Here is a 20,411-nt window from a genome sequence, read left to right as displayed (position 1 = left end):
CGGAGGTACTGATATGAGCATATTAGAGGCGAGCAAAATCCGGAAAAGTTTCGGTAATAGGCACACAAAACAGGAAGTATTAAAAGGAATTGATTTAACTATTGAAAAAGGTGAGTTCCTTACTATAATGGGCCCGTCAGGATCTGGAAAAACTACTTTACTGAATGTATTGTCTTCTATTGATCAAGTAAGCGACGGTGTAATAAAAATCAATGGAGAAGAGCTTACTAGAAAAAAGGAAAAACAGCTAGCAGAGTTTAGGAAATACCATTTAGGGTTTGTGTTTCAAGAATATAATTTACTTGATACACTAACAGTTAAAGAAAATATTCTGCTTCCCCTATCTATCTCAAAGGTTTCCAGGCAAGAAGCTAATAAAAGATATGAAGCTCTAGCATCAGAGTTAGGAATTGAAGAGTTAAAAGATAAGTATCCAAATGAAATTTCTGGTGGTCAAAAACAACGAACATCTGCAGCACGAGCTTTTATCCATGAACCAAGTATTATTTTTGCCGATGAGCCGACTGGTGCACTTGATTCTAAGTCAGCATCTGACCTGTTGGCGAAAATGAGTGAGTTAAATCAAAAACGTCAATCCACCATTGTAATGGTTACACATGATCCAGTAGCTGCAAGTTATAGTAGCAGAGTAGTCTTTATAAAGGATGGAGATATTTATACCCAGTTGAATAAAGGGGAAGAAACGAGACAGGCTTTCCTGAAAGATATTATGAAAACGCAAGGGGTATTAGGAGGGGTTGAGTATGAGTATTAATCAACTAATACTTCGGAGTTTAAAGAAAAATTTAAAGAACTATTACCTCTATGTATTTGCGCTTATTTTTAGCGTTGCCCTGTACTTTGCATTTGTAACATTGCAATTTGACCCATCAATGGATGAAGCAAAGGGTTCTATAAAGGGGGCTGCTGCCATTAAGACAGCCTCGGTTTTACTAATAGCAATCGTATCTATATTTCTTATCTATGCAAATAGCATTTTCATCAAACGTCGTAGTAAGGAAATTGGATTATTTCAGTTAATTGGGATGACAAGGATCAGAATTTTCCGGTTAATAAGTATGGAGAATTTGATCATCTACTTTGGCTCACTAGTAATGGGAACATTTATAGGTTTCTCGATCTCTAAATTAACAACGATGATCTTATTCAAAATTACAGCTGTTGACACCGTAGCAAAATTAAATTTCTCTATGGAAGCTTTTAAACAGACTTTACTAGTATTTAGTGTCATTTATCTACTTATTATGATGATGAACTTTTTATTTATAAAGAAACAAAGTATTCTTTCTTTGTTCCGGGTCGTTTCTAAAACAGAAGGAAAGGTTAAGAAAATCTCTATTCTTGAAGTACTAATTGGAGTATTAGGAATTGTTCTCATTATAACAGGTTACTATGTCTCTTCCCTATTATTTGACGGGAAGTTCACGTCAATAAACAAACTATTTATTGCGATGGTATTTATCCTTGCCTCGGTGATTATTGGTACTTATTTTTTCTATAAAGGATCAGTAAGATTTTTGGCAAATCTCATCCGTAAAAGAAAAGGTGGATATTTAAATATTAATGACGTCTTATCACTGTCGTCCATCATGTTTCGTATGAAGTCAAATGCGTTGTTGCTGACAATAATCACCACTGTTTCTGCACTAGCAATTGGGTTTCTAGCATTAAGTTACATTGCTTATTATTCGGCAGAGCAGACTGCAAAGGGAATTTCAGTAGGGGATTTTTCTTTAGTTAATAGTGAGCATGCTGAAATGTTTACGAAGAAATTGGAACAGAGTGGGATCAAATTTGAATTAGATTCGACTAAAGTATTACAAGCAGATGTTGATATGGAGAATATCATAGGTTCTGAGTTAAAGGAGTTAACAGCAACTGAGGAATTAATGCCACTAGCAATTGTTAGTGACGAAGAAGTTGCCGGTGTGGATGTAACAGAAAGTGAAACCCTACTGACTGGGTATAATGATGCACTTAGGAAGCTAATGGGTCTAAAGAATTCAGGGGAAATTATAATTCATGGGAAAACGGAAAAAATCACGCAAAATTACATTGGTTTAAATAAAGACACTGTTGTCTCCACTTACTTTTCAAATGGTGGTATGCCGACAGCAATTGTCGATAAGAAAACTTTTTCACAATTAGAAAATGATCTAGATACTAAGATTCAAAAAGAATCTTCATCCTTTATTAGTATTAATCTAGAAAAAGACGAAGATTTGGAAGAAGCAAATCAAATTTTTCAAGCGATGACAACTAGCGAAGAAATTGGCTACTATTCCTATATTCAACTAGCCAATTCTCAGAAACAAATTATGGGATTGATGATGTTTATTGTGGGCTTTTTAGGACTGGCATTTCTAATTACGTCTGGCTGTATCCTATATTTTAAACAAATGGGAGAAAGTGAAGAAGAAAAGCCAAGCTATACAATCTTGCGTAAGTTAGGTTTTACGAAAAAAGACTTAGTAAGAGGTATCAGAGGGAAACAAATTTTCAGTTTTGGTATTCCGTTAATAGTAGGTTTGTCACATAGTTATTTTGCTGTTCAATCAGGTTGGTTTTTCTTTGGGACAGAGCTTTGGATGCCGATGATTATTGTTATGCTCTTATATACAGGACTATATTCCATCTTTGGAATCCTTTCTGTTCAGTATTACAAAAAGGTAATTAACAGTGCATTGTAGTCAGGTAATGCCTATAGCAAAAGAGACGAGCCAAATGACCAGCTCGTCTCTTTTTGCTATTGTTAGGAGCTCTTTTGGTTTTTCTTCATCTTATGCAAAGTGTGGTTCATACCCCATTCATGCATAGCTTCTAATATAGGTTCTAAGCTACGCCCATACTCAGTAACAGAGTATTCTACTTTTGGTGGGACTTGAGGATAGACTACACGTTCTATGATATCTTCTTCCTCCAATTCCCTAAGCTGCTTCGTCAACATTTTCTGCGTAATTCCGGGCATGCTACGTTTAAGCTCATTGAATCGTTTTGTACCTAATTGTAATAAGTGAAGTAAAATAATCGGTTTCCATTTTCCGACTAATATACTTAAAGCATCCTCAACCCGACAGTTATCTGGTACTTTATCCATGTTTAAACACCCTCCTTAAGTATCCTTTTGTATACTATACCACTTTTAAGTGCGTACTTATATATTTCGACGTTATAATCTATAATGATATTTTGTAAGGCAAATTAACATGAGGAAGTAATTTAGGACGTTTCTTTAAGCAAATTACTTTAAGTTAGTACCTTGTTTAATATAATAATATAGCTAAACACATAAAAGTCAAAAGTATGATATAAGAGAAAGAAAGGTGTAGAAGGTATGGATAAATATGGGATCGATCCGAATAAGGGGCTAGAATTTGGTATTTACACACTAGGTGACCACTTACCAAATCCTGTTACAGGAGAAAGAAATTCGGCACAACAACGTGTTAATGAAATCATAGAATATGCTAAGTTAGCGGATCAGGCTGGATTAGACTTTTTTAGTGTCGGTGAAAGCCATCAGGACTATTTTGCAACCCAAGCACATACAGTAGTACTTTCCGCTATTGCACAAGCAACTAATAATATAAAATTAGGAAGCTCATCTACCATTATTAGTACATCTGATCCAGTAAGAGTTTACGAAGACTTTGCGACAATCGATTTAATTTCAGGAGGAAGAACGGAAATTATAGCTGGTCGTGCTTCTAGAATTGGTCTATTTGATCTATTGGGCTACAATGTTCGGGATTATGAAGCATTATTTGAAGAGAAATTTGACTTGTTAAGAAAAATCAACGAAGAGGAAGTTGTCAATTGGAGTGGGGAATACCGTGCCTCTCTGAAAAATGCAGAAGTGTTACCACGTCCGAAAAATGGAAAACTACCAATTTGGCGTGCAGTTGGCGGTTCACCTGCAAGTGCAATAAAGGCAGGTTACGCTGGGGTACCTATGTTCATGGCTCATTTAGGTGGGCCAGTTACGGTATTTAAACGCACCATTGATGCCTATCGTGAAGCTGCAGAGCGTGGTGGATTTAATCCAGATGAATTACCAGTTGCAACAGCTGGCTTCTTTTATGCAGCAGAAACTTCTCAACAAGCTCTTAAAGATATGTATCCGCATATAAATGAAGGAATGAAGAAAACGAATGGCCAAGGCTTTCCAAAGCAACACTTTGCCCAAGGTATCGATCCACATAATGTAATGAACATAGGAAGTCCTCAGGAAATCATTGAAAAGATACTATATCAGCATGAAGTATATGGTCATCAGCGTTATATTGCGCAAATTGATTTTGGTGGAGTACCTTTTGAAAGATTAATGAAGAATATCGAACTTATTGGTAATGAGATACTACCAGCCATTAAAGAATATACGGCTAAAAATTAGGAGGGGTGCAACATGAAGATTGTTGGATTATCCGGATCTAATGTCGGTTCTAAGACACGAACGGCAATGGATTATACAATAAAGTCATTAAAAGAAAAGTATTCTGAAATAGATGTAACACTAATTGACCTTGCTGAATTTGATGTTCAATTTAGTGATGGAAGAAACTTTATGGAATATGAAGGAGACACAGGATACGTCACAAAAACAATTATGGAAGCAGATGCCATCATTATTGGAACTCCAATATTTCAAGCATCTTTACCTGCAACGTTAAAAAATATTTTTGATTTACTACCAGTAAATGCTTTTCGAGATAAAGTAGTAAGTATGCTAGTTACAGCAGGCTCTGCTAAGCATTATTTGATCCCAGAGCAGCAATTAAAACCGATCTTAGCTTACATGAAAGCACAAATGGTTCAGACATATGTATTTATTGAGGAAGCAGATTTTTATCGCAAACAAATTACGAATGATGATGTACTGTTCCGACTTGATCGATTAGTGGAAGATACAGTTGTCTTAACAGAAACATATCAAAAAGTACGCGAGGCAAAAGAAGCAGAGTATGATTTTTAATTAGTGTTTAAGAAAACAAATGAAATCAGCAATCCAATTTCCTTATATTGGACTGCTGATTTTTTGGTTTTACAGCCTTGATAATGAACTGAAGGTGAATGAAGACTCTGATTAGCACCTGTTATAGTGTACGAGGTAAACTCTCAGCTTAAAGGTTTGCTTGCAAAACATTGTACTAACTTTTATGGGAGATGGATATTTATGGTAATATAGAGGGGGAATAATGAATCGACTTTTTGACATATAAGGGTTTAGAATAAAAAGCAATTTATCTGTTAGAATTTAATTTTTTGGAGGTGTACATATGAAACGAATGTCCTTTGAACCACCAACAGACCACTATGATACAAAGATTGAATCAATTGATGAACAAATATGTGAATTAATGGCGCATCGAAAAGAACGTTCCAATAATAACCCTGGTTTTCCAACTAAACAACTTATTTCCAAGTGGTCAATAAAGTATCATTTCTATGAAGATTTTCTAAACAGTGTATTTTCACATTTTTTAAACGAAGAAATATACAGACCGGATATAGAGCCAAAAGGATTTCTGAGGAATATTCCCGTTTTAAAATCATTTGAAAAGGATAATATATTTTATTCGGTAACTTTTGTTCGTCAGTTTAAAAATGCAAGTGTCGTACATTTTAATATTGACAAAGAAGTTTTTGATGAGGAATTACCAATACAAGAACATACATTTTTTGACCTTTCTATAGAAGGAAAAGGGACTAATTATGACTGTCAAAATAATTTCGGTGGAGGGTCAGGAGGACATCATTCTTTTACGTTCACTGTATCCCCAGCATTGCCTGATGATTTTTCAAATATTAAGTTAATCTTTAAAGAATATAAAGTACCATATCAAAAACTAACTGGTTTTGAAGTTGTTATAAAAATGGACGATTAAACAAAAGTGAAATCTTTTCACTTAACGGGTGAGGATTGAAAAAGCTTTTCATTACTTAAGAGTTTATGCGCTATTGCTTATAGCAGTAAAGCATGCGCAAAGAAGCCTTCTTCAGTATTAAAATAAATAAAAAAGCCGCTCAGAGCTTATTTTCTGAGCGGTTTAAGTGTTCCTATATTATAATTGTAAATCATTTAAATGAAAGACAGCAATGCTCCGCCCAATGCACCAGTAACTACAATAATCCAAGGTGGAAGTTTCCAATAAACTAACATGCTGAACAAAATAGCAGCAAATGCAAAGTCTATAGGTGCTAAAATGGAGCTAGTCCAAATTGGTTGATAAAAGGCAGATATTAATATGCCGATAACAGCAGCATTTACCCCCATCAATGCCCCTTTAATTTTCGGATTACGTCGTAAAGACCCCCAAAAAGGTAATGTGCCATAGATAAGTAGAAAAGCAGGTAAGAAGATTGCCACTGTTGCTAACAAGCCGCCTTGCCATCCATTCATGACGGCACCAAGATAGGCCGCAAAGGTAAATAAAGGCCCAGGAACAGCCTGTGCTGCACCATAACCAGCTAAGAAAGACTCTTCACTTAGCCAGCCTGTTGGAACAAATTCACGTTCCAATAACGGCAAGACAACGTGGCCACCACCAAATACTAATGAGCCAGACCGATAAAAACTATCAAACATAGCAATCCAGTTAAGTGTAGTAACCTCTCTTAAAAACGGCAGAAGAATTAGTAATCCAAAAAATAAAGAAATACATATGATAGCAAACCTTTTTGATATAGGTACCTGTATATCGGCATCTTCGGTAGTACTATGATTCCTATAGAGCAAAAAACCGATGATGGCAGCAATTAGGATAATGCCAACTTGAGAAAATGCAGTTTGCCATAATAGGGTAGTAACTAACGCTAATAAAGCAATTGTTTTTCTTTCTACATCAGGAGTTAACTTCTTTGACATCCCAACAATTGCATGAGCAACAACTGCGACAGCTACTATTTTTAATCCATGAATCCATCCAGCATCGGCAACGTCTAAACCCTCGAGAACCAGTGCGAAAAGGATAAGAGCAAGCACCGAAGGAAGTGTAAAGCCAATAAAGGAAATAATTCCCCCTAAAGCACCAGCGCGCATAACGCCAATTCCAATCCCAACTTGACTACTTGCAGGACCAGGAAGGAACTGACATAGGGCAACTAAGTCTGCGTAGCTCTTTTCATCCATCCATTTTTTACGTTGAATATATTCATTATGAAAGTAGCCTAGGTGAGCAACGGGTCCACCAAATGAGGATAGCCCAAGTCTAGTAGAAATGATTAGAATTTCTAACAATGCCTTTATTCCTGTTTTCTTTTCTTTCAATATCATCACCTTCTTTAGTTAATCTCTTATTTCTTTAAAAAGCTCATAAGCTTTCTTTCTTGCTTCAACTAATACTTGATTTCCTTTGTCTGTTGTTGTGTAATACTTTCTCACTTTTCCTTCTACGGTTCGATCCTCTCTGTCTAAGAGGCCATCCGTTTCCATTGTGTGTAAAATAGGGTATAACGTACCAGAGCTAATTTTATACCCATGCTCCTGTAATTCCTCGACCATCCATGCCCCATAGACGGGATGTTCCTTTGCGTGGTGTAAAATGTGGATATGAATGAAACCGAGAAACAACTTTCGTAACACTTTGTCTTCCAAAATCAATCACCTTCTCTATAATATCGAATACCAATATCGAAATTCGATAATGGAAGTTTACAAGAAGGAAGGGTTCTTTTCAAGTGGTTGTATTAGAGTTTACAAATTCTTAACATTCATTTGAAGCATAAACAACTCCTTAGAAATGTTTGTAAACCTATAGAAAAAATTCATTTGAATATATAAGTAAATTATTATATAGTAATATCCAGAATGAATGGAGGTGTTCTCTATGATTAAAACTCAAGTTGAAATTGATAAGGCTGCAATGCTATTAAAGTTATTGGGCGATAAAACACGTTTAACGATGATGAAAATTCTTGATACTCATGATTGTTGTGTGTGTGAATTCGTAGAAATATTTAAAACTAGTCAACCTTCAATTAGTCAACATCTTCGTAAATTGAGGGATGTTGGGTTAGTGAAAGAAGAAAGAAGGGGACAGTGGATCTTTTATTCCATGAATAAAAGCAATGAGTACTATAGCTTTATACAGCAAGTTATTAATCAATTGCCTGACCAAAACTATCATTTAAAAGAACTAGAAGAAAAAGGTACAAGAATTACATGTTGTTAATTGGAGGGATAAATGTGTCAACATCAATTTTACTGGCATCGGTTATCTTCCTTATAACGCTTGTCCTAGTAATATGGCAACCAAAGGGATTATCAATTGGATGGTCTGCTTGTGGTGGGGCAATTGTTGCGTTATTGGCGGGAGTAGTTGGATTGACTGATGTTATCGCTGTAACAGAAATAGTTTGGAATGCTACCTTGGCGTTTATTGCTATTATTATTATTTCGTTAATACTAGATGAAATTGGATTTTTTGAATGGGCAGCCTTACATATGGCACGAGCAGCTAATGGTAACGGGGTAAAGATGTTTATTTATGTCAGTATCCTTGGCGCAATTGTTGCTGCATTTTTTGCAAATGATGGTGCTGCTTTAATTCTTACACCAATCGTTCTAGCGATGGTGCGTAACCTCAATTTCAATGAAAAAATGGTCTTTCCATTTATTATGGCAAGTGGATTTATTGCGGATACTACCTCGTTACCATTGATAGTGAGTAATCTTGTTAATATTGTATCAGCAGATTTCTTTGATATTGGTTTCGTTGAATATGCATCTAGAATGATTATCCCAAATCTGTTCTCACTTGCAGCGACAATCACTGTTTTGTTGATTTATTTTAGAAAAAGTATTCCACGTACGTATAATATCGATCAATTAAAAGAACCAGCTGATGCGATAAAAGATTTACGTATGTTCCGTATTTCTTGGTATGTACTTGGAATATTATTAGTTGGGTATTTTGTTAGCGAGTTTGTTAATTTGCCTGTCTCAATTGTAGCAGGTATTATTGCCATTTTCTTTTTAATAATGGCTAGGGAAAGTAAGGAAGTAGATACTAAAACAGTTATAAAAGGTGCACCCTGGGCAATTGTGTTCTTCTCCATAGGAATGTATGTTGTCGTATATGGACTAAAGAATGCAGGGCTAACGGATGTATTAGCTAAGTTAATTCAAGCTAGTGCTGAGCAAGGATTATTTGTAGCCACAATCGGTATGGGTTTTATCGCTGCTATTTTATCTTCGATTATGAACAACATGCCTACAGTAATGATAGATGCCTTGGCAATTGCTGAAACGAGTACATCTGGAGTAATAAGAGAAGCCCTTATTTATGCCAATGTAATTGGTTCCGATTTAGGACCTAAAATTACTCCGATTGGTTCATTAGCTACATTGTTATGGCTTCATGTTTTATCTCAAAAAGGGGTTAAGATTTCCTGGGGTACTTACTTTAAAACAGGAATTATTTTAACTATCCCAATATTATTTATTACATTAGTAGGGCTATATCTAACATTATTAATATTTTAAATGAAGGAGACTATGTAAATATGTCTAAAAAAACGATTTACTTCTTATGTACTGGTAATTCTTGCCGTAGTCAAATGGCTGAGGGTTGGGCTAAACAATATTTAGGTGAGGATTGGAATGTGAAAAGTGCAGGTATTGAAGCACATGGATTGAATCCAAATGCAGTTAAAGCGATGAATGAAGTGGAGATTGACATATCCGATCAAACTTCAGATATTATAGATCCAGATATTCTAAATAATGCTACATTAGCTGTAACGCTTTGTGGTGATGCTGCGGACAAATGCCCAGTAACCCCTCCTAGTGTGAAACGTGAACATTGGGGATTTGATGATCCGGCGAAAGCAGAAGGTACTGATGAAGAAAAATGGCAAGTTTTCCAACGTGTTCGTGATCAAATAGGTGAACGAATTAAGCGTTTTGCTGATACAGGTGAATAGAAAAGAAAAGGATTCAGGGACGATTTTATACGTCCCTGATTTTTTACTTGTTGTTTAGTCGTACAATGTCAATAGTAAATATATATTTTAATTTAACGAATGAAGTGATTATTAATTAATTATTTTTGATTAAGTGGCGGTTATTTTTTGTGAAGAACATTGTTGTTGGTTTAACACAAAAGTAATAAAATAGGAATTAATGGATAATAGTCGGAGGAATCATGCTGAAATACATGTTAAAATTGTAGATATAAACTTATACACAGTTAGATTTACTTACATATTGGTGAAATAAATACGGTATTTATTATAATTTGTGACAATATGTACTCTTTGATTGTTAGAATTCAAAATTACTGATAAAATTAGATAGTATGGCAGATTTAAAAGAACAAAAAGTAAAGAAAGTATATTCATTATCTGAATAGCCGTCATTACTTTATTGCAAAATAAGCAGTAATAATATATTTTCTTTATTTAATATTATGTAGGGCAATTTAATGTGAATATAATCACTATTTTGGAATCATAGCTTGTTTTTAAAAGGGTTGGTTAACTGTCTTCCATTACTCTTTTACATAAATAATTAAAAAGAATGTTCTATTAGGAGGAAAAGTTATGTCAGAGTCATTTCAACAAGAAAACGATCAACATAAGTCAGTTTCAGAGAAAGAATTACTTGAACAGCTTCTAGATCCTCAAGTACAGGAGTCATTAACTACATTAATTAAGGAACTTCCTAAGCTAACAGAATTAGTAACGCTTCTATCTAAGTCGTATGACACTGTTCAATCATTTGCAACTGACGATGTGTTCAAGAGTGATACTGTTGGTGCGATTACCGAAATGGTAGAACCAATTAAGTCATCAGTGAAAAATGTAGCGGCAACTGCAATCGAAGCAAAGGATGAGTCAGAAAAGAGTACAGAAGTTATTGGGCTGTTTGGACTTTTAAAAATGTTAAAGGATCCTCAGGCACAGAAACTTTTCCGTTTCGTTAATGCTTACCTTAAAATCTCAGCAGAACGCAAATAATCTTCAAAAGACTTTATTTTAAAATGGAGGAGAAAACATGTCTAAAAAGATCGTCATCATAGGTGCTGGTTACGGGGGACTTCTTTCCGCTTTAACTGTTAGAAAATATTTAAATCAATCAGAAGCAGAAGTGACTTTAGTAAACCAGACTCCAACACACCAAATTATTACAGAATTACACCGACTTGCAGCTGGTAATGTAAGTGAGCAAGCAGTCGCAATGCCACTTGAGAAGCTTATTAAAAACAAGGACATCGCACTTAGAATTGCCAAAGTTGAATCATTCGCAGTTGATAAAAAACAAGTACAATTATCTGATGGATCTTTCCTTACGTATGATGCACTAGTTGTAGCGCTAGGTAGTACAACTGCTTACTTCGGTATTCCGGGTCTTGAAGAAAATAGCCTTGTATTAAAGTCAGCTGATGAAGCGAATTATATCCGTAAACATGTCGAAGAACGCATTCGTGAATTTGCTAATTCAGGAAAAGAAGAAGATGCTACCATCTTAATCGGCGGTGGTGGATTAACTGGTGTCGAACTAGTTGGAGAACTTGCTGATGAACTACCTGAACTAACTAAAAAATACGGTGTAGACTATAACAAAATTAAATTGTTACTTGTGGAAGCTGGTCCTAAAGTTCTTCCAATGCTATCAGACGAACTTATTGACAGAGCAATGCAAAGTCTAGAATCTCGTGGAGTTCAGTTCTTAACTGGTCTTCCTGTAACTGGTGTAGAAGGAAACGTTGTAGATTTAAAAGATGGACAAAAAATTAAAACAAACACGTTTGTTTGGACTGGTGGCGTACAAGGTAATCCATTAGTTGGAGAGTCAGGTTTAGAAGTAAATAGAGGCCGCGCAACTGTGAATCAGTATTTACAGTCAACATCTCACCAAGATGTATTTATTGCTGGTGATAGTGCAGTTTATTTCAAACCTGGTGAAGAACGTCCACAGCCACCAACTGCTCAAATTGCATGGCAAATGGGTGAATTAATCGGGTACAACCTATACGCATATTTAATGGGTAAAGACTTTGAAGAATTCAGTCCAGTAAACTCAGGTACACTTGCTAGTCTTGGTCGTAAAGATGCAGTAGCTACAGTTGGGGCAAATGCTACTCAACTTAAAGGTATGCCTGCTTCCTTAATGAAAGAAGCTAGTAACATTCGTTACCTCTCCCACATAAAAGGATTATTTAGTTTAGCATATTAAAAAAGAAGTAGATTCTAATTTGATTAGGATCTACTTCTTTTTGTTTCTCGTAATTATTGTTGGTTATGTCGTACCTTCTATAACAGACACCCACAAGAATTACTGCGAAAGGGTATCTGTCATTAATTGTTTACTTTAATCAAAAATTTACAATGATCATTGCCTTCTGTTTTGCAGCTAGTTCTTTTCACATGATCTGTGTTCAGAACGGTTTTAAACATAGAAGTTTCACAATGGCATGCAACTTTGAATTCTTTTGCAACGGCCATGATTGGACAGTTATATTCGATAAGTTCAAATGTTGATTTATCAATTTGAATTAAGTCAGCCATATAGCCCTTTTCATTTTGAATAGCAGCCATTTCTTTTATTTTTTCTGTTGATGATCTCTTTTCCATTCTAATGGAGTATTCCTTAGATAATCGGCGTTCACGATTTTGGAATAACTGAACGATTGACTCATCACCATGGAGGTCACGTATTTCTTTCATAAACTCAACACTTAACCCCTCATAGTTTTTAGGAAATAATCGTTCACCCTTTTCTGATAAAGAGTACATTTGAGTAGGTCTTCCCATAGGTAATTTAATCTCTTTAGCTTGGATTAGTCCGTCTTTTTCCATAATAGATAGGTGCTTACGTACAGCCATATCTGTAATTTCGAGGTGCTCGGTTAATTCACTAACTTTTACCCTCACTCGCTTTTTCAGGATTTCAAGTATCCTGTCCTTTGTGGTTACTCTAGTTTGGTTCAATTGAAGCACCTCCTTAAAATGAGATAAGATCCTTGATAAAAATTGCGTATCTAAAATAAAAAGCAGTGCAGATTAATAGAGCACCACTTTAGCTTAAATTAATTATCTTTAGACTTATTATATAAGATAGTATAAAAAGTTAACAGTAATAACATTCAATCCGTAACGAGCAAATTAATTGCATTTACCTATTGTATCAGATAGGATAAACACATACTTATTATACTTTTTGGTATAAAAAGAATAATATATTAAATTTATTGGAGGAATTTATCATGGCAAAATTTGAATTACCAGCATTAAAATATGATTTCGATGCATTAGAGCCTCATATTGATAAAACGACTATGGAGATTCACCACGGTAAGCACCATCAAACATATGTAAGTAAGCTTAATGCTGCGATTGAAGGTAAAGCAGATCTAGAAAGCAAGTCTTTAGAACAGTTGCTAAGCAATTTAGATGCAGTACCTGCCGAGGTTAGAACAGCAGTTAGAAATAATGGTGGTGGACATTTCAACCATACGCTTTTCTGGGAAGTCATTGCACCGGGTAAAGAACAAGCAGCTCCTAGCGGTAAGTTAGCAGATGCAATAAATGCTGCTTTTGGCAGTGTTAGTGCATTTGAACAAAAGTTTTCTGATGCAGCTGCAACACGTTTTGGTTCAGGTTGGGCATGGTTAGTAGTAAACCAAAATGGTGAGTTAGAAGTAACAAGCACACCAAATCAGGATAACCCTATCATGGAAGGTAAAACTGCAATTTTAGGGCTTGATGTATGGGAACATGCTTACTACTTAAATTATCAAAATAGAAGACCAGATTATATTGCAAGTTTCTTTAATATCATAAATTGGGATGCTGTTGCTAAAAAATATGCGCAAGCTATAAACTAATAGTTAATTTGTAGAATAAGGTACCGTTATGGTACCTTATTCTATGAGTAAAAAACTATTTGTGATAGAGAAAAGGGATGGCAATGGAAATTATTGAAGTGACTGGAAAACCACCTTATAATAAAGAACCACTTACAATGGTAATTGGGAAATTTGATGGTATTCATAAAGGACATGAGGCAATTCTGCGTACTGCAAGACAATACATGGATAAAGAAAATGATACGTTAGCAGTAATGACTTTCTCCGATAATCCGTTATGGGTAATAAAACAAGATCCCAACTTTAAACGAAAAATAACCCGAGATATAGACAAGTTTGATTTATTAGAGAGGTTTGGATTTGAGCGTTTTTATCGAATCCTCTTTACCAAGGAATATGCTAGAACGACTGCGGAAACATTTGTATTAGAACATCTCTCACAATTAAATGTGAAGCGTATCATTGTAGGAGAGGGGTTCCGTTTTGGAAGTGGTGCAACATCTTCTACGGATGCACTTATCGGTTTGTGTAAACAACTTAAGATTGATGTAATAGTCGTTCCTAGTATTAAAGAAAGTGGCACAAAGATAAGTAGTCGACACATTCGTGCATTGATCGAAGATGGGTTATTGGAACCTGCTCATTCTTTATTGGGACGTCCATTTACGATAACGGGTAAAGTTGTACATGGCCAAAAAATGGGGAGGAAGTTAGGTTTTCCTACTATTAATTTGGGCGAAATAGATGAGTATGTTGAACCAAAACCAGGCGTTTACCTTGGGGTTGTAGGCATTCACCAGAATGATGTTATTACCGAATACTATCATGTGTTAATAAGTGCAGGTTATCGACCAACTGTTAAGGGTGAAGGATATTTAGTTGAAGCCCATTTACTTAATTTTTCTGGAGATCTATACGATAAAACGGTTTCCGTATCTTTCTTACGCTTTATGCGGGAGGAAGTAAATTTTAATGGGTTAGATGCGCTTATCGAACAAATGGAACAAGATAAGCAAGATGCGTTACAATTGATTGGTCAGAACGAATAAAAATTAATACTGGAAAGGGAGGATGTACTTTGAAACTGGTTGGTGTTGCTGGTTCTTTAGCTGGATGGAAAACAAATGTTTTAATCCATAAAGTATTGGAAGCCGCAAAGGAAATCGACTCAAGCATTGAGACAGAATTAATTGATTTAAGGGACTTTGACGTTCAATTTGTGAATGGGGACCCATTAACCTTTTATAATGAAGATACCTTTAATGTTGTAAATAAGGTTTCAAATGCGGACTTTCTTATAATAGGTACGCCTATCTATCAAGCATCGATAACTGGGGCATTAAAAAACCTGTTAGATCATTTTCAGGTAGACGTATTCAAAGGAAAAGTAACAGGAATGATAACATCTGGAGAAATTGATAAACATTTTCTTGTTTCGGAATATCAACTGAAACCAATCCTCACTTATTTAAAGGGATTAGTTCCAACCGGTAATGTGTTTGTTCATAATGATGCATTTGATGATGAAAACGAAATAATAGATGAAGACATATCTAAAAGAATAAAGTTACTTGCAGATGAAATGATTTTCCTGCAAAAAAGTCTGGATAATAAAAAGAGTCATTAAGATAAATGAAGGTAGGAGGATTGTTATGGCATTCGTTATTACAAGCCCATGTGAAATAGAAAAAGCAGGAGAATGCGCAACAGTTTGTCCTGTTGATTGTATAGAAGAGGGGAAATCTCAGTTTTACATCAATCCGGATATTTGTATTGACTGCGGTGCATGCGTGGCAGTTTGTCCTGTGGATGCAATTGTAGAAGAATATGATCTTACGGAAGAACAAGAGCCATATTTGGAAAAGGCTGAGAAGTTTTTTGAGAACTTTTAACTATAATAGAGTAGCATCTAATTAAATAGAATTGATAAAATAGCGGTTTTTTTCAAGAAAATCGCTATTTTTATATTATAAATAATTAGTTTTATGGTAGTCTAGACTTAAAAGAGATATCGTATTTCCAAATGAATGTAATCGCTTTAATTTATTGTTGGAATTAATTACTAGATAGTGGAGGGAATTCAATTGTCCTTAAAATTAGCTTTTACCACATTAGGGTGTCCTAATTGGGATTTGAATACTATTATAAAAAATGCAGTGAAAAATGGATATCAAGGTGTGGATTTTCGTGGTTATTTGGGAGAATTCGATATATATAAGCTCCCTGTATTTACTACAAAATTGGAGGAGACAAAACAGTTATTCAAAGATGCTTGCCTAGAAATACCTTGTTTTTCTAGCTCTGTTAGTCTAATTACTAAATCTGAACAGCAATTAAAAAAGAGTTTAGATGAGCTGGAGGCCTATGGATACTTATGTAATCAGTTTGGTGCTTCTTATATTAGAGTATTTGGAGGTATGATCGGTGACATGACAAAACAGGATGCGCTTCGGATAGCTATAGATAATGTAGAGCAAATGCTGGTGATTGCTGAGAAATATAACGTAACCTTACTTTTGGAAACACATGATGATTTTATTGACAGTCAATCTATAAAACATTTACTAACCAAAGTTGAAAGTCCGCGACTTCAGATATTGTGGGATGTACACCATCCTTATAGACTAGTTGGAGAACTCCCTGAGGAAACATGGAATACGTTAGGAGATCGGATTAAGTACACCCATTGGAAAGATTCATACTTGAGGGACGATCATCCGCGTGGCTATCAACTATGTTTATTAGGAAGTGGGGATATACCATTAAAGGAGAGCTATAATCAATTAATTGAAAATGGTTATAGCGGATACTTTACTTTAGAATGGGAAAAGATTTGGTGCCCCGAAATTGAGGAGCCTGAAGTTGCATTTGAACAATTTGCTAAGTTCATGAGGACTTTATAAAAAAATAGAAATGTGATTAAAGAATGGTATCTAGCATATGGGAGTGAATTCTGTGAGATTTATAAAGGGTGACAAAATTATTTTAATAGGTGATAGTATAACAGATGCTGGACGTCTTAGTGATCCGGAGCAAGTTGGAGATGGTTATTACAGATTAATTCGGGATTACTATTTAGCTAGTTTTCCGGAACTTAATTTACAGTTTATTAATAAAGGTGTCGGTGGGAATCGCGTTACAGATTTGTTTGATAGATGGCAAGATGATGTTATTGCCTTACAACCAAATTGGGTATCCGTAATGATCGGAATAAATGATGTCTGGAGACAACTAGATAGTCCAGGTATAGAACAAGTCTATCCAAATGATTTTGAAAGAATTTATACAGATATTTTAACAAAACTTAAAGAACAGACTGATGCTAAAATTATTTTAATGGAGCCGACTATCATTGAAGAGAACCTTGCTTCAAAGGGAAATCACTTACTTGTTGATTATGTTCAAATAGTAAATGACTTAGCGGTTAAATTTGATGCTTTATTAGTGCCTACAAATAAGGTTTTTAGACAATATGTAGAAGGTGGTTATGATAATAATTTGACAACTGATCATGTACATATGAACTCAATAGGTAATATGTTACTAGCAAAGACATGGATAGAAACGGTACAAAACTAGACAAATTGATCACTGGAGTTGTGACAGTAAAAACAAGCTTAGATTAAATATCTAAGCTTGTTTTTGTTTGTGGTGAGATTAATAAATTTATTAATTTGATGAGAATTTTAGTAGCAGTACACTTCTTATTATAAATATCGTCTATTTGCTAAATCTGTACGGTACTCTCTTTTTTGCAAATCACTAGTTTATAACTGAATTTATATCTAATTCGTTGTGTACTAAATAAAATCACTCTATGTTAAATTTTAGAAAGCGTTTACAATAAACGCGAAAATAGTAGGAAAAGGAGTGTTTTTATGATTAAACGTAAAGGAATTGTTGGACTCTTGACAGCTTTTTTGGTAGCAATGTTTTACATTTTTCCTCAAGTTGCTCAAGCAGAAACTGCCACACAGGTTGAATATGATATAACTACTTATGCAGCAGATATGCAACCTGGGTGGAACCTAGGCAATACTTTTGATGGATTTGATACAGAAAAAGACGTATTTGATGAAACAGCTTGGGGCAATCCACTTGTCACAAAAGAACTTATTAATAGCATTTCCGATCAAGGTTTTAAAAGTATTCGTATCCCTGTAACTTTCTCAACTAGAACGGGTGAAAGTCCTGATTATACGATTAATGCACAATTTCTTAATCGTCTTCAGCAAGTGGTGGACTGGTCACTAGAAGCTGAATTAAAAGTTATGATTAATATTCACCATGATTCATGGGATTCCATTGCTAAAGGGATGTCTAGTGATCATGACAATACCGTTGCGCGATTTAATTCAATCTGGATGCAACTTTCTGAGAGATTCAAAGAATACCCAACTGACCTAATGTTCGAAAGTATTAATGAGCCACAGTTTTGGGGACCAGGTGGAGATGAAGAAGGACAAAAATTTCTAGATGAATTGAACAATTCCTTTTATGATATAGTGCGAACTTCAAGTGGAAACAATCCTATCCGTCCACTTGTAATCCCAACATTGCATACCAATTTTGAAGAACAAGTACATGTGGATAATCTCTACAATTGGATTATTTCAAAAAACGATCCCTATATCATTTCAACTGTTCACTATTATGGGTACTGGCCTTTTAGTGTAAACGTGGATGGTACGACTACCTTCGATGAAGCAACAAAAAATCATATCATTGATAATTTTAATCGGGTAAATGAAAAATTTGTTCAAAATGGTATTCCAGTAGTAATTGGAGAATTTGGACTGTTAGGTTTTGATCAACATATAGGAACAATTCAACAAGGCGAAAAACTTAAATTCTTTGAATTTCTAATTAACTATGCGAATGAAAAAGATTTGGTTCATATGCTGTGGGATAATGGTCAACATTTCAACCGTATATCTCACGATTGGAAGGACCCACAACTTTATGAAATGATGCGTGCTAGCTGGGAAGGACGTTCAGCAACGGCTGAAACAAACTTCATTTATTTGAAGCAAGGCGAAAAGATTGTTGATGTCGAAAGAAAGCTAAACTTAAACGGTAATACATTTATTTCCCTTCAAGTGAATGGTGAAAACTTACAAGAAGGACAAGACTATGAATGGAACGGGGAGATATTAACGATTAAAGCGAGCTTACTTTCTGACCTTATTTCAGAAAAACTAGGAAAAAATGCAACACTAACGGCAACTTTCAATAACGGTTCAAATTGGTATTTTGACATTTACAATTACAAGACACCTACTTTTGAGAATGCTTTAGGTAGTACAAATGATTATGCTATACCAGTTCAATTTAATGGAACTGACTTAAAAACTATGGAAGCTATATATACAGATGATAGTAGCCCAGCAGGACCACAAAATTGGACAACATTTAAGGAATTTGGTTATGCATTTAATCCTTCTTATGAGACCAATGAAATAACTTTCCCATATGGAAATGAACGCTTTTTTAATGAACTGGACAATGGACGTGAAGTTGAATTAACTTTTCATTTCTGGAGTGGAGAGCAAATTACCTATACTATTGTAAAAAATGGTGAGGGTGTTGAAGGGAAAGGTAAAGTTCCTGATGAAGTCCCTGTTGATAATGGCAATGGACAAATGCATGAGGAAGTGGTAAGTACACCACAAATCGAAAATGGAATTGCTACGGTATCAGATGAGGATATTGAAAAATTAGCAAATGGTGGATTATTTGTTATTGAGATTGGTGATAGAGAAAATGTTAATAACATTATCTTAACAAGTGATCAAGTGCAGAAGCTGGTAAGCAAGAATGCTAACATAACAATTTTAAAATTTGGAATAAGCTTGGTTGTGGCTACTGCACATTTTAATCCAAATCAATCAGTATCGATAAGCATCGAATCAGAAAATGCTGATCAAATGAGTATACCGGAAGATATGAAAGTGAGAAGTGAAATCTATGATTTAACTATTACGCAATCAAACAATATTAGTGAATTTGGAGATAATCCAGTAACACTAAAATTTGCCGTGAACGAAGAAAATGTAAAAAAACTTGATAACTTGAGTATTTATTATTTTAATGAAGAAACGAAAAAGTGGGAGATCGTTGAAAGTGTTTATAAAGATGGAGTAGTAAGTGCAAATGTTTCGCATTTAAGCATTTACACTGTTTTAGAGAAAGAAATTTCAACTACAAAAGAAGATCCGAATATAACAGCCCCAGTTAAAGATGATAGGGAAGAGGAACAACTTAATAACGAGGGGGCAAAGGACAAGGAAGCAAATGAACAAGACAACAATAGTGGGAATGATCAAGGAGACTTGCCGACTTCTGAAGAAAACCAAGAAGTGCTTCCCAATACTGCAACACCGTTATTTAATATGATGTTGGCTGGCTTCAGTCTATTAATATTAGGAAGTGTATTCTTTCTATTTATAAAAAGAAGAAAATCAATAGAATAATGATGTAGCAAAGGGGGTGTCCCAATTTAGGGGCACTCTCTTTTACCTTGCTATACCTCTAATTTTTAACTGAATTTGTATCTAATTAGTCATGTATTTATAAAAA

21 protein-coding genes are annotated in these 20,411 nt (G+C 34.9%); 17 read left to right on the top strand and 4 right to left on the bottom strand.

Annotated elements, in window-relative coordinates; translation table 11 throughout:
- Positions 1 to 13 precede the first annotated feature (13 nt).
- Positions 14 to 775: an ABC transporter ATP-binding protein gene (locus H7K77_RS12855; protein WP_186578244.1), complete on the top strand. Its 762-nt coding sequence runs from the start codon at positions 14 to 16 to the stop codon at positions 773 to 775.
- Complete coding sequence (locus H7K77_RS12850; RefSeq protein WP_186578243.1) at positions 765 to 2,711, top strand: ABC transporter permease; 1,947 nt, start codon at positions 765 to 767, stop codon at positions 2,709 to 2,711. Before H7K77_RS12855 ends, H7K77_RS12850 begins: the two co-directional genes overlap by 11 nt.
- A 62-nt stretch (positions 2,712 to 2,773) precedes the next feature.
- Here the strand turns inward: H7K77_RS12850 and H7K77_RS12845 are convergent, their stop codons facing one another.
- The gene (locus tag H7K77_RS12845) at positions 2,774 to 3,118 is read right to left on the bottom strand and encodes a winged helix-turn-helix transcriptional regulator (protein WP_186578242.1); all 345 of its coding nucleotides are present in this window, start codon (positions 3,116 to 3,118) and stop codon (positions 2,774 to 2,776) included.
- A 237-nt stretch (positions 3,119 to 3,355) separates the two neighbouring features.
- Here H7K77_RS12845 and H7K77_RS12840 point away from each other — a divergent pair, with 237 nt between their 5' ends.
- The 3 genes from H7K77_RS12840 (at position 3,356) to H7K77_RS12830 (ending at position 5,906) form a co-directional block, all read left to right on the top strand.
- On the top strand, positions 3,356 to 4,414 hold the full coding sequence (locus H7K77_RS12840; protein ID WP_186578241.1) for an LLM class flavin-dependent oxidoreductase: 1,059 nt from the start codon (positions 3,356 to 3,358) through the stop codon (positions 4,412 to 4,414).
- Between the two features lie 12 nt (positions 4,415 to 4,426).
- Positions 4,427 to 4,993, top strand: coding sequence for an NADPH-dependent FMN reductase (locus tag H7K77_RS12835; RefSeq protein ID WP_186578240.1), 567 nt, complete (start codon positions 4,427 to 4,429; stop codon positions 4,991 to 4,993).
- Between the two features lie 304 nt (positions 4,994 to 5,297).
- The gene (locus tag H7K77_RS12830; RefSeq protein WP_186578239.1) at positions 5,298 to 5,906 is read left to right on the top strand and encodes a hypothetical protein; all 609 of its coding nucleotides are present in this window, start codon (positions 5,298 to 5,300) and stop codon (positions 5,904 to 5,906) included.
- Positions 5,907 to 6,100: 194 nt separating this feature from the next.
- Here the strand turns inward: H7K77_RS12830 and H7K77_RS12825 are convergent, their stop codons facing one another.
- Both H7K77_RS12825 and H7K77_RS12820 read right to left on the bottom strand, forming a co-directional pair.
- On the bottom strand, positions 6,101 to 7,288 hold the full coding sequence (locus tag H7K77_RS12825) for a chromate transporter (RefSeq protein WP_407926435.1): 1,188 nt from the start codon (positions 7,286 to 7,288) through the stop codon (positions 6,101 to 6,103).
- 18 nt (positions 7,289 to 7,306) lie between these two features.
- On the bottom strand, positions 7,307 to 7,615 hold the full coding sequence (locus H7K77_RS12820) for a PadR family transcriptional regulator (RefSeq protein WP_186578238.1): 309 nt from the start codon (positions 7,613 to 7,615) through the stop codon (positions 7,307 to 7,309).
- A gap of 232 nt (positions 7,616 to 7,847) precedes the next feature.
- Between H7K77_RS12820 and H7K77_RS12815 the strand changes: the two genes are divergently transcribed.
- From H7K77_RS12815 to H7K77_RS12795, 5 genes are all read left to right on the top strand, one after another.
- Positions 7,848 to 8,192, top strand: a complete 345-nt coding sequence (locus tag H7K77_RS12815) for an ArsR/SmtB family transcription factor (RefSeq protein ID WP_186578237.1) — start codon at positions 7,848 to 7,850, stop codon at positions 8,190 to 8,192.
- A gap of 14 nt (positions 8,193 to 8,206) precedes the next feature.
- Positions 8,207 to 9,505, top strand: coding sequence for an arsenic transporter (locus H7K77_RS12810; RefSeq protein ID WP_328701114.1), 1,299 nt, complete (start codon positions 8,207 to 8,209; stop codon positions 9,503 to 9,505).
- A 20-nt stretch (positions 9,506 to 9,525) separates the two neighbouring features.
- Positions 9,526 to 9,945 carry an arsenate reductase (thioredoxin) gene (gene arsC / locus H7K77_RS12805; RefSeq protein ID WP_186578236.1) on the top strand — a complete coding sequence of 140 codons (420 nt, stop codon included), beginning with the start codon at positions 9,526 to 9,528 and terminating at the stop codon, positions 9,943 to 9,945.
- Positions 9,946 to 10,563: 618 nt separating this feature from the next.
- The gene (locus tag H7K77_RS12800; protein WP_186578235.1) at positions 10,564 to 10,980 is read left to right on the top strand and encodes a DUF1641 domain-containing protein; all 417 of its coding nucleotides are present in this window, start codon (positions 10,564 to 10,566) and stop codon (positions 10,978 to 10,980) included.
- A 37-nt stretch (positions 10,981 to 11,017) separates the two neighbouring features.
- On the top strand, positions 11,018 to 12,199 hold the full coding sequence (locus H7K77_RS12795; protein WP_186578234.1) for an NAD(P)/FAD-dependent oxidoreductase: 1,182 nt from the start codon (positions 11,018 to 11,020) through the stop codon (positions 12,197 to 12,199).
- Positions 12,200 to 12,321: 122 nt separating this feature from the next.
- Here H7K77_RS12795 and H7K77_RS12790 read toward each other — a convergent pair whose 3' ends face one another.
- On the bottom strand, positions 12,322 to 12,954 hold the full coding sequence (locus tag H7K77_RS12790; protein WP_186578233.1) for a helix-turn-helix transcriptional regulator: 633 nt from the start codon (positions 12,952 to 12,954) through the stop codon (positions 12,322 to 12,324).
- A gap of 275 nt (positions 12,955 to 13,229) precedes the next feature.
- Here H7K77_RS12790 and H7K77_RS12785 point away from each other — a divergent pair, with 275 nt between their 5' ends.
- The 7 genes from H7K77_RS12785 (at position 13,230) to H7K77_RS12755 (ending at position 20,305) form a co-directional block, all read left to right on the top strand.
- The gene (locus H7K77_RS12785; protein ID WP_186578232.1) at positions 13,230 to 13,850 is read left to right on the top strand and encodes a superoxide dismutase; all 621 of its coding nucleotides are present in this window, start codon (positions 13,230 to 13,232) and stop codon (positions 13,848 to 13,850) included.
- Positions 13,851 to 13,933: 83 nt separating this feature from the next.
- Positions 13,934 to 14,881, top strand: a complete 948-nt coding sequence (locus tag H7K77_RS12780) for a bifunctional riboflavin kinase/FAD synthetase (RefSeq protein WP_235988928.1) — start codon at positions 13,934 to 13,936, stop codon at positions 14,879 to 14,881.
- Between the two features lie 29 nt (positions 14,882 to 14,910).
- A complete protein-coding gene (locus H7K77_RS12775) occupies positions 14,911 to 15,459 on the top strand; it encodes an NADPH-dependent FMN reductase (protein WP_186578230.1) in 549 nt (182 codons plus the stop codon).
- Between the two features lie 25 nt (positions 15,460 to 15,484).
- Positions 15,485 to 15,724 carry an indolepyruvate ferredoxin oxidoreductase subunit alpha gene (locus H7K77_RS12770; RefSeq protein ID WP_186578229.1) on the top strand — a complete coding sequence of 80 codons (240 nt, stop codon included), beginning with the start codon at positions 15,485 to 15,487 and terminating at the stop codon, positions 15,722 to 15,724.
- A gap of 192 nt (positions 15,725 to 15,916) precedes the next feature.
- The gene (locus H7K77_RS12765) at positions 15,917 to 16,735 is read left to right on the top strand and encodes a sugar phosphate isomerase/epimerase family protein (RefSeq protein WP_186578228.1); all 819 of its coding nucleotides are present in this window, start codon (positions 15,917 to 15,919) and stop codon (positions 16,733 to 16,735) included.
- Positions 16,736 to 16,787: 52 nt separating this feature from the next.
- Positions 16,788 to 17,411: an SGNH/GDSL hydrolase family protein gene (locus tag H7K77_RS12760; protein WP_328701112.1), complete on the top strand. Its 624-nt coding sequence runs from the start codon at positions 16,788 to 16,790 to the stop codon at positions 17,409 to 17,411.
- 299 nt (positions 17,412 to 17,710) lie between these two features.
- On the top strand, positions 17,711 to 20,305 hold the full coding sequence (locus tag H7K77_RS12755) for a cellulase family glycosylhydrolase (RefSeq protein WP_186578226.1): 2,595 nt from the start codon (positions 17,711 to 17,713) through the stop codon (positions 20,303 to 20,305).
- Positions 20,306 to 20,411: the final 106 nt, after the last annotated feature.

Origin of the sequence: Aquibacillus kalidii, from assembly GCF_014280935.1 — a bacterium.
GTDB classification, from domain to species: domain Bacteria; phylum Bacillota; class Bacilli; order Bacillales; family Amphibacillaceae; genus Aquibacillus_D; species Aquibacillus_D kalidii.
This window is presented reverse-complemented; position numbering and strand designations above follow the sequence as displayed.

Bases quoted from the DNA above. Each gene is read 5' to 3' on its own strand.
- H7K77_RS12800 (WP_186578235.1), top strand. From the start codon at position 10,564: ATGTCAGAGTCATTTCAACAAGAAAACGATCAACATAAGTCAGTTTCA.
- H7K77_RS12830 (WP_186578239.1), top strand. From the start codon at position 5,298: ATGAAACGAATGTCCTTTGAACCACCAACAGACCACTATGATACAAAG.
- H7K77_RS12855 (WP_186578244.1), top strand. From the start codon at position 14: ATGAGCATATTAGAGGCGAGCAAAATCCGGAAAAGTTTCGGTAATAGG.
- H7K77_RS12845 (WP_186578242.1), bottom strand. From the start codon at position 3,118: ATGGATAAAGTACCAGATAACTGTCGGGTTGAGGATGCTTTAAGTATA.
- arsC (WP_186578236.1), top strand. From the start codon at position 9,526: ATGTCTAAAAAAACGATTTACTTCTTATGTACTGGTAATTCTTGCCGT.
- H7K77_RS12835 (WP_186578240.1), top strand. From the start codon at position 4,427: ATGAAGATTGTTGGATTATCCGGATCTAATGTCGGTTCTAAGACACGA.
- H7K77_RS12840 (WP_186578241.1), top strand. From the start codon at position 3,356: ATGGATAAATATGGGATCGATCCGAATAAGGGGCTAGAATTTGGTATT.
- H7K77_RS12785 (WP_186578232.1), top strand. From the start codon at position 13,230: ATGGCAAAATTTGAATTACCAGCATTAAAATATGATTTCGATGCATTA.
- H7K77_RS12755 (WP_186578226.1), top strand. From the start codon at position 17,711: ATGATTAAACGTAAAGGAATTGTTGGACTCTTGACAGCTTTTTTGGTA.
- H7K77_RS12815 (WP_186578237.1), top strand. From the start codon at position 7,848: ATGATTAAAACTCAAGTTGAAATTGATAAGGCTGCAATGCTATTAAAG.
- H7K77_RS12780 (WP_235988928.1), top strand. From the start codon at position 13,934: ATGGAAATTATTGAAGTGACTGGAAAACCACCTTATAATAAAGAACCA.
- H7K77_RS12795 (WP_186578234.1), top strand. From the start codon at position 11,018: ATGTCTAAAAAGATCGTCATCATAGGTGCTGGTTACGGGGGACTTCTT.
- H7K77_RS12770 (WP_186578229.1), top strand. From the start codon at position 15,485: ATGGCATTCGTTATTACAAGCCCATGTGAAATAGAAAAAGCAGGAGAA.
- H7K77_RS12850 (WP_186578243.1), top strand. From the start codon at position 765: ATGAGTATTAATCAACTAATACTTCGGAGTTTAAAGAAAAATTTAAAG.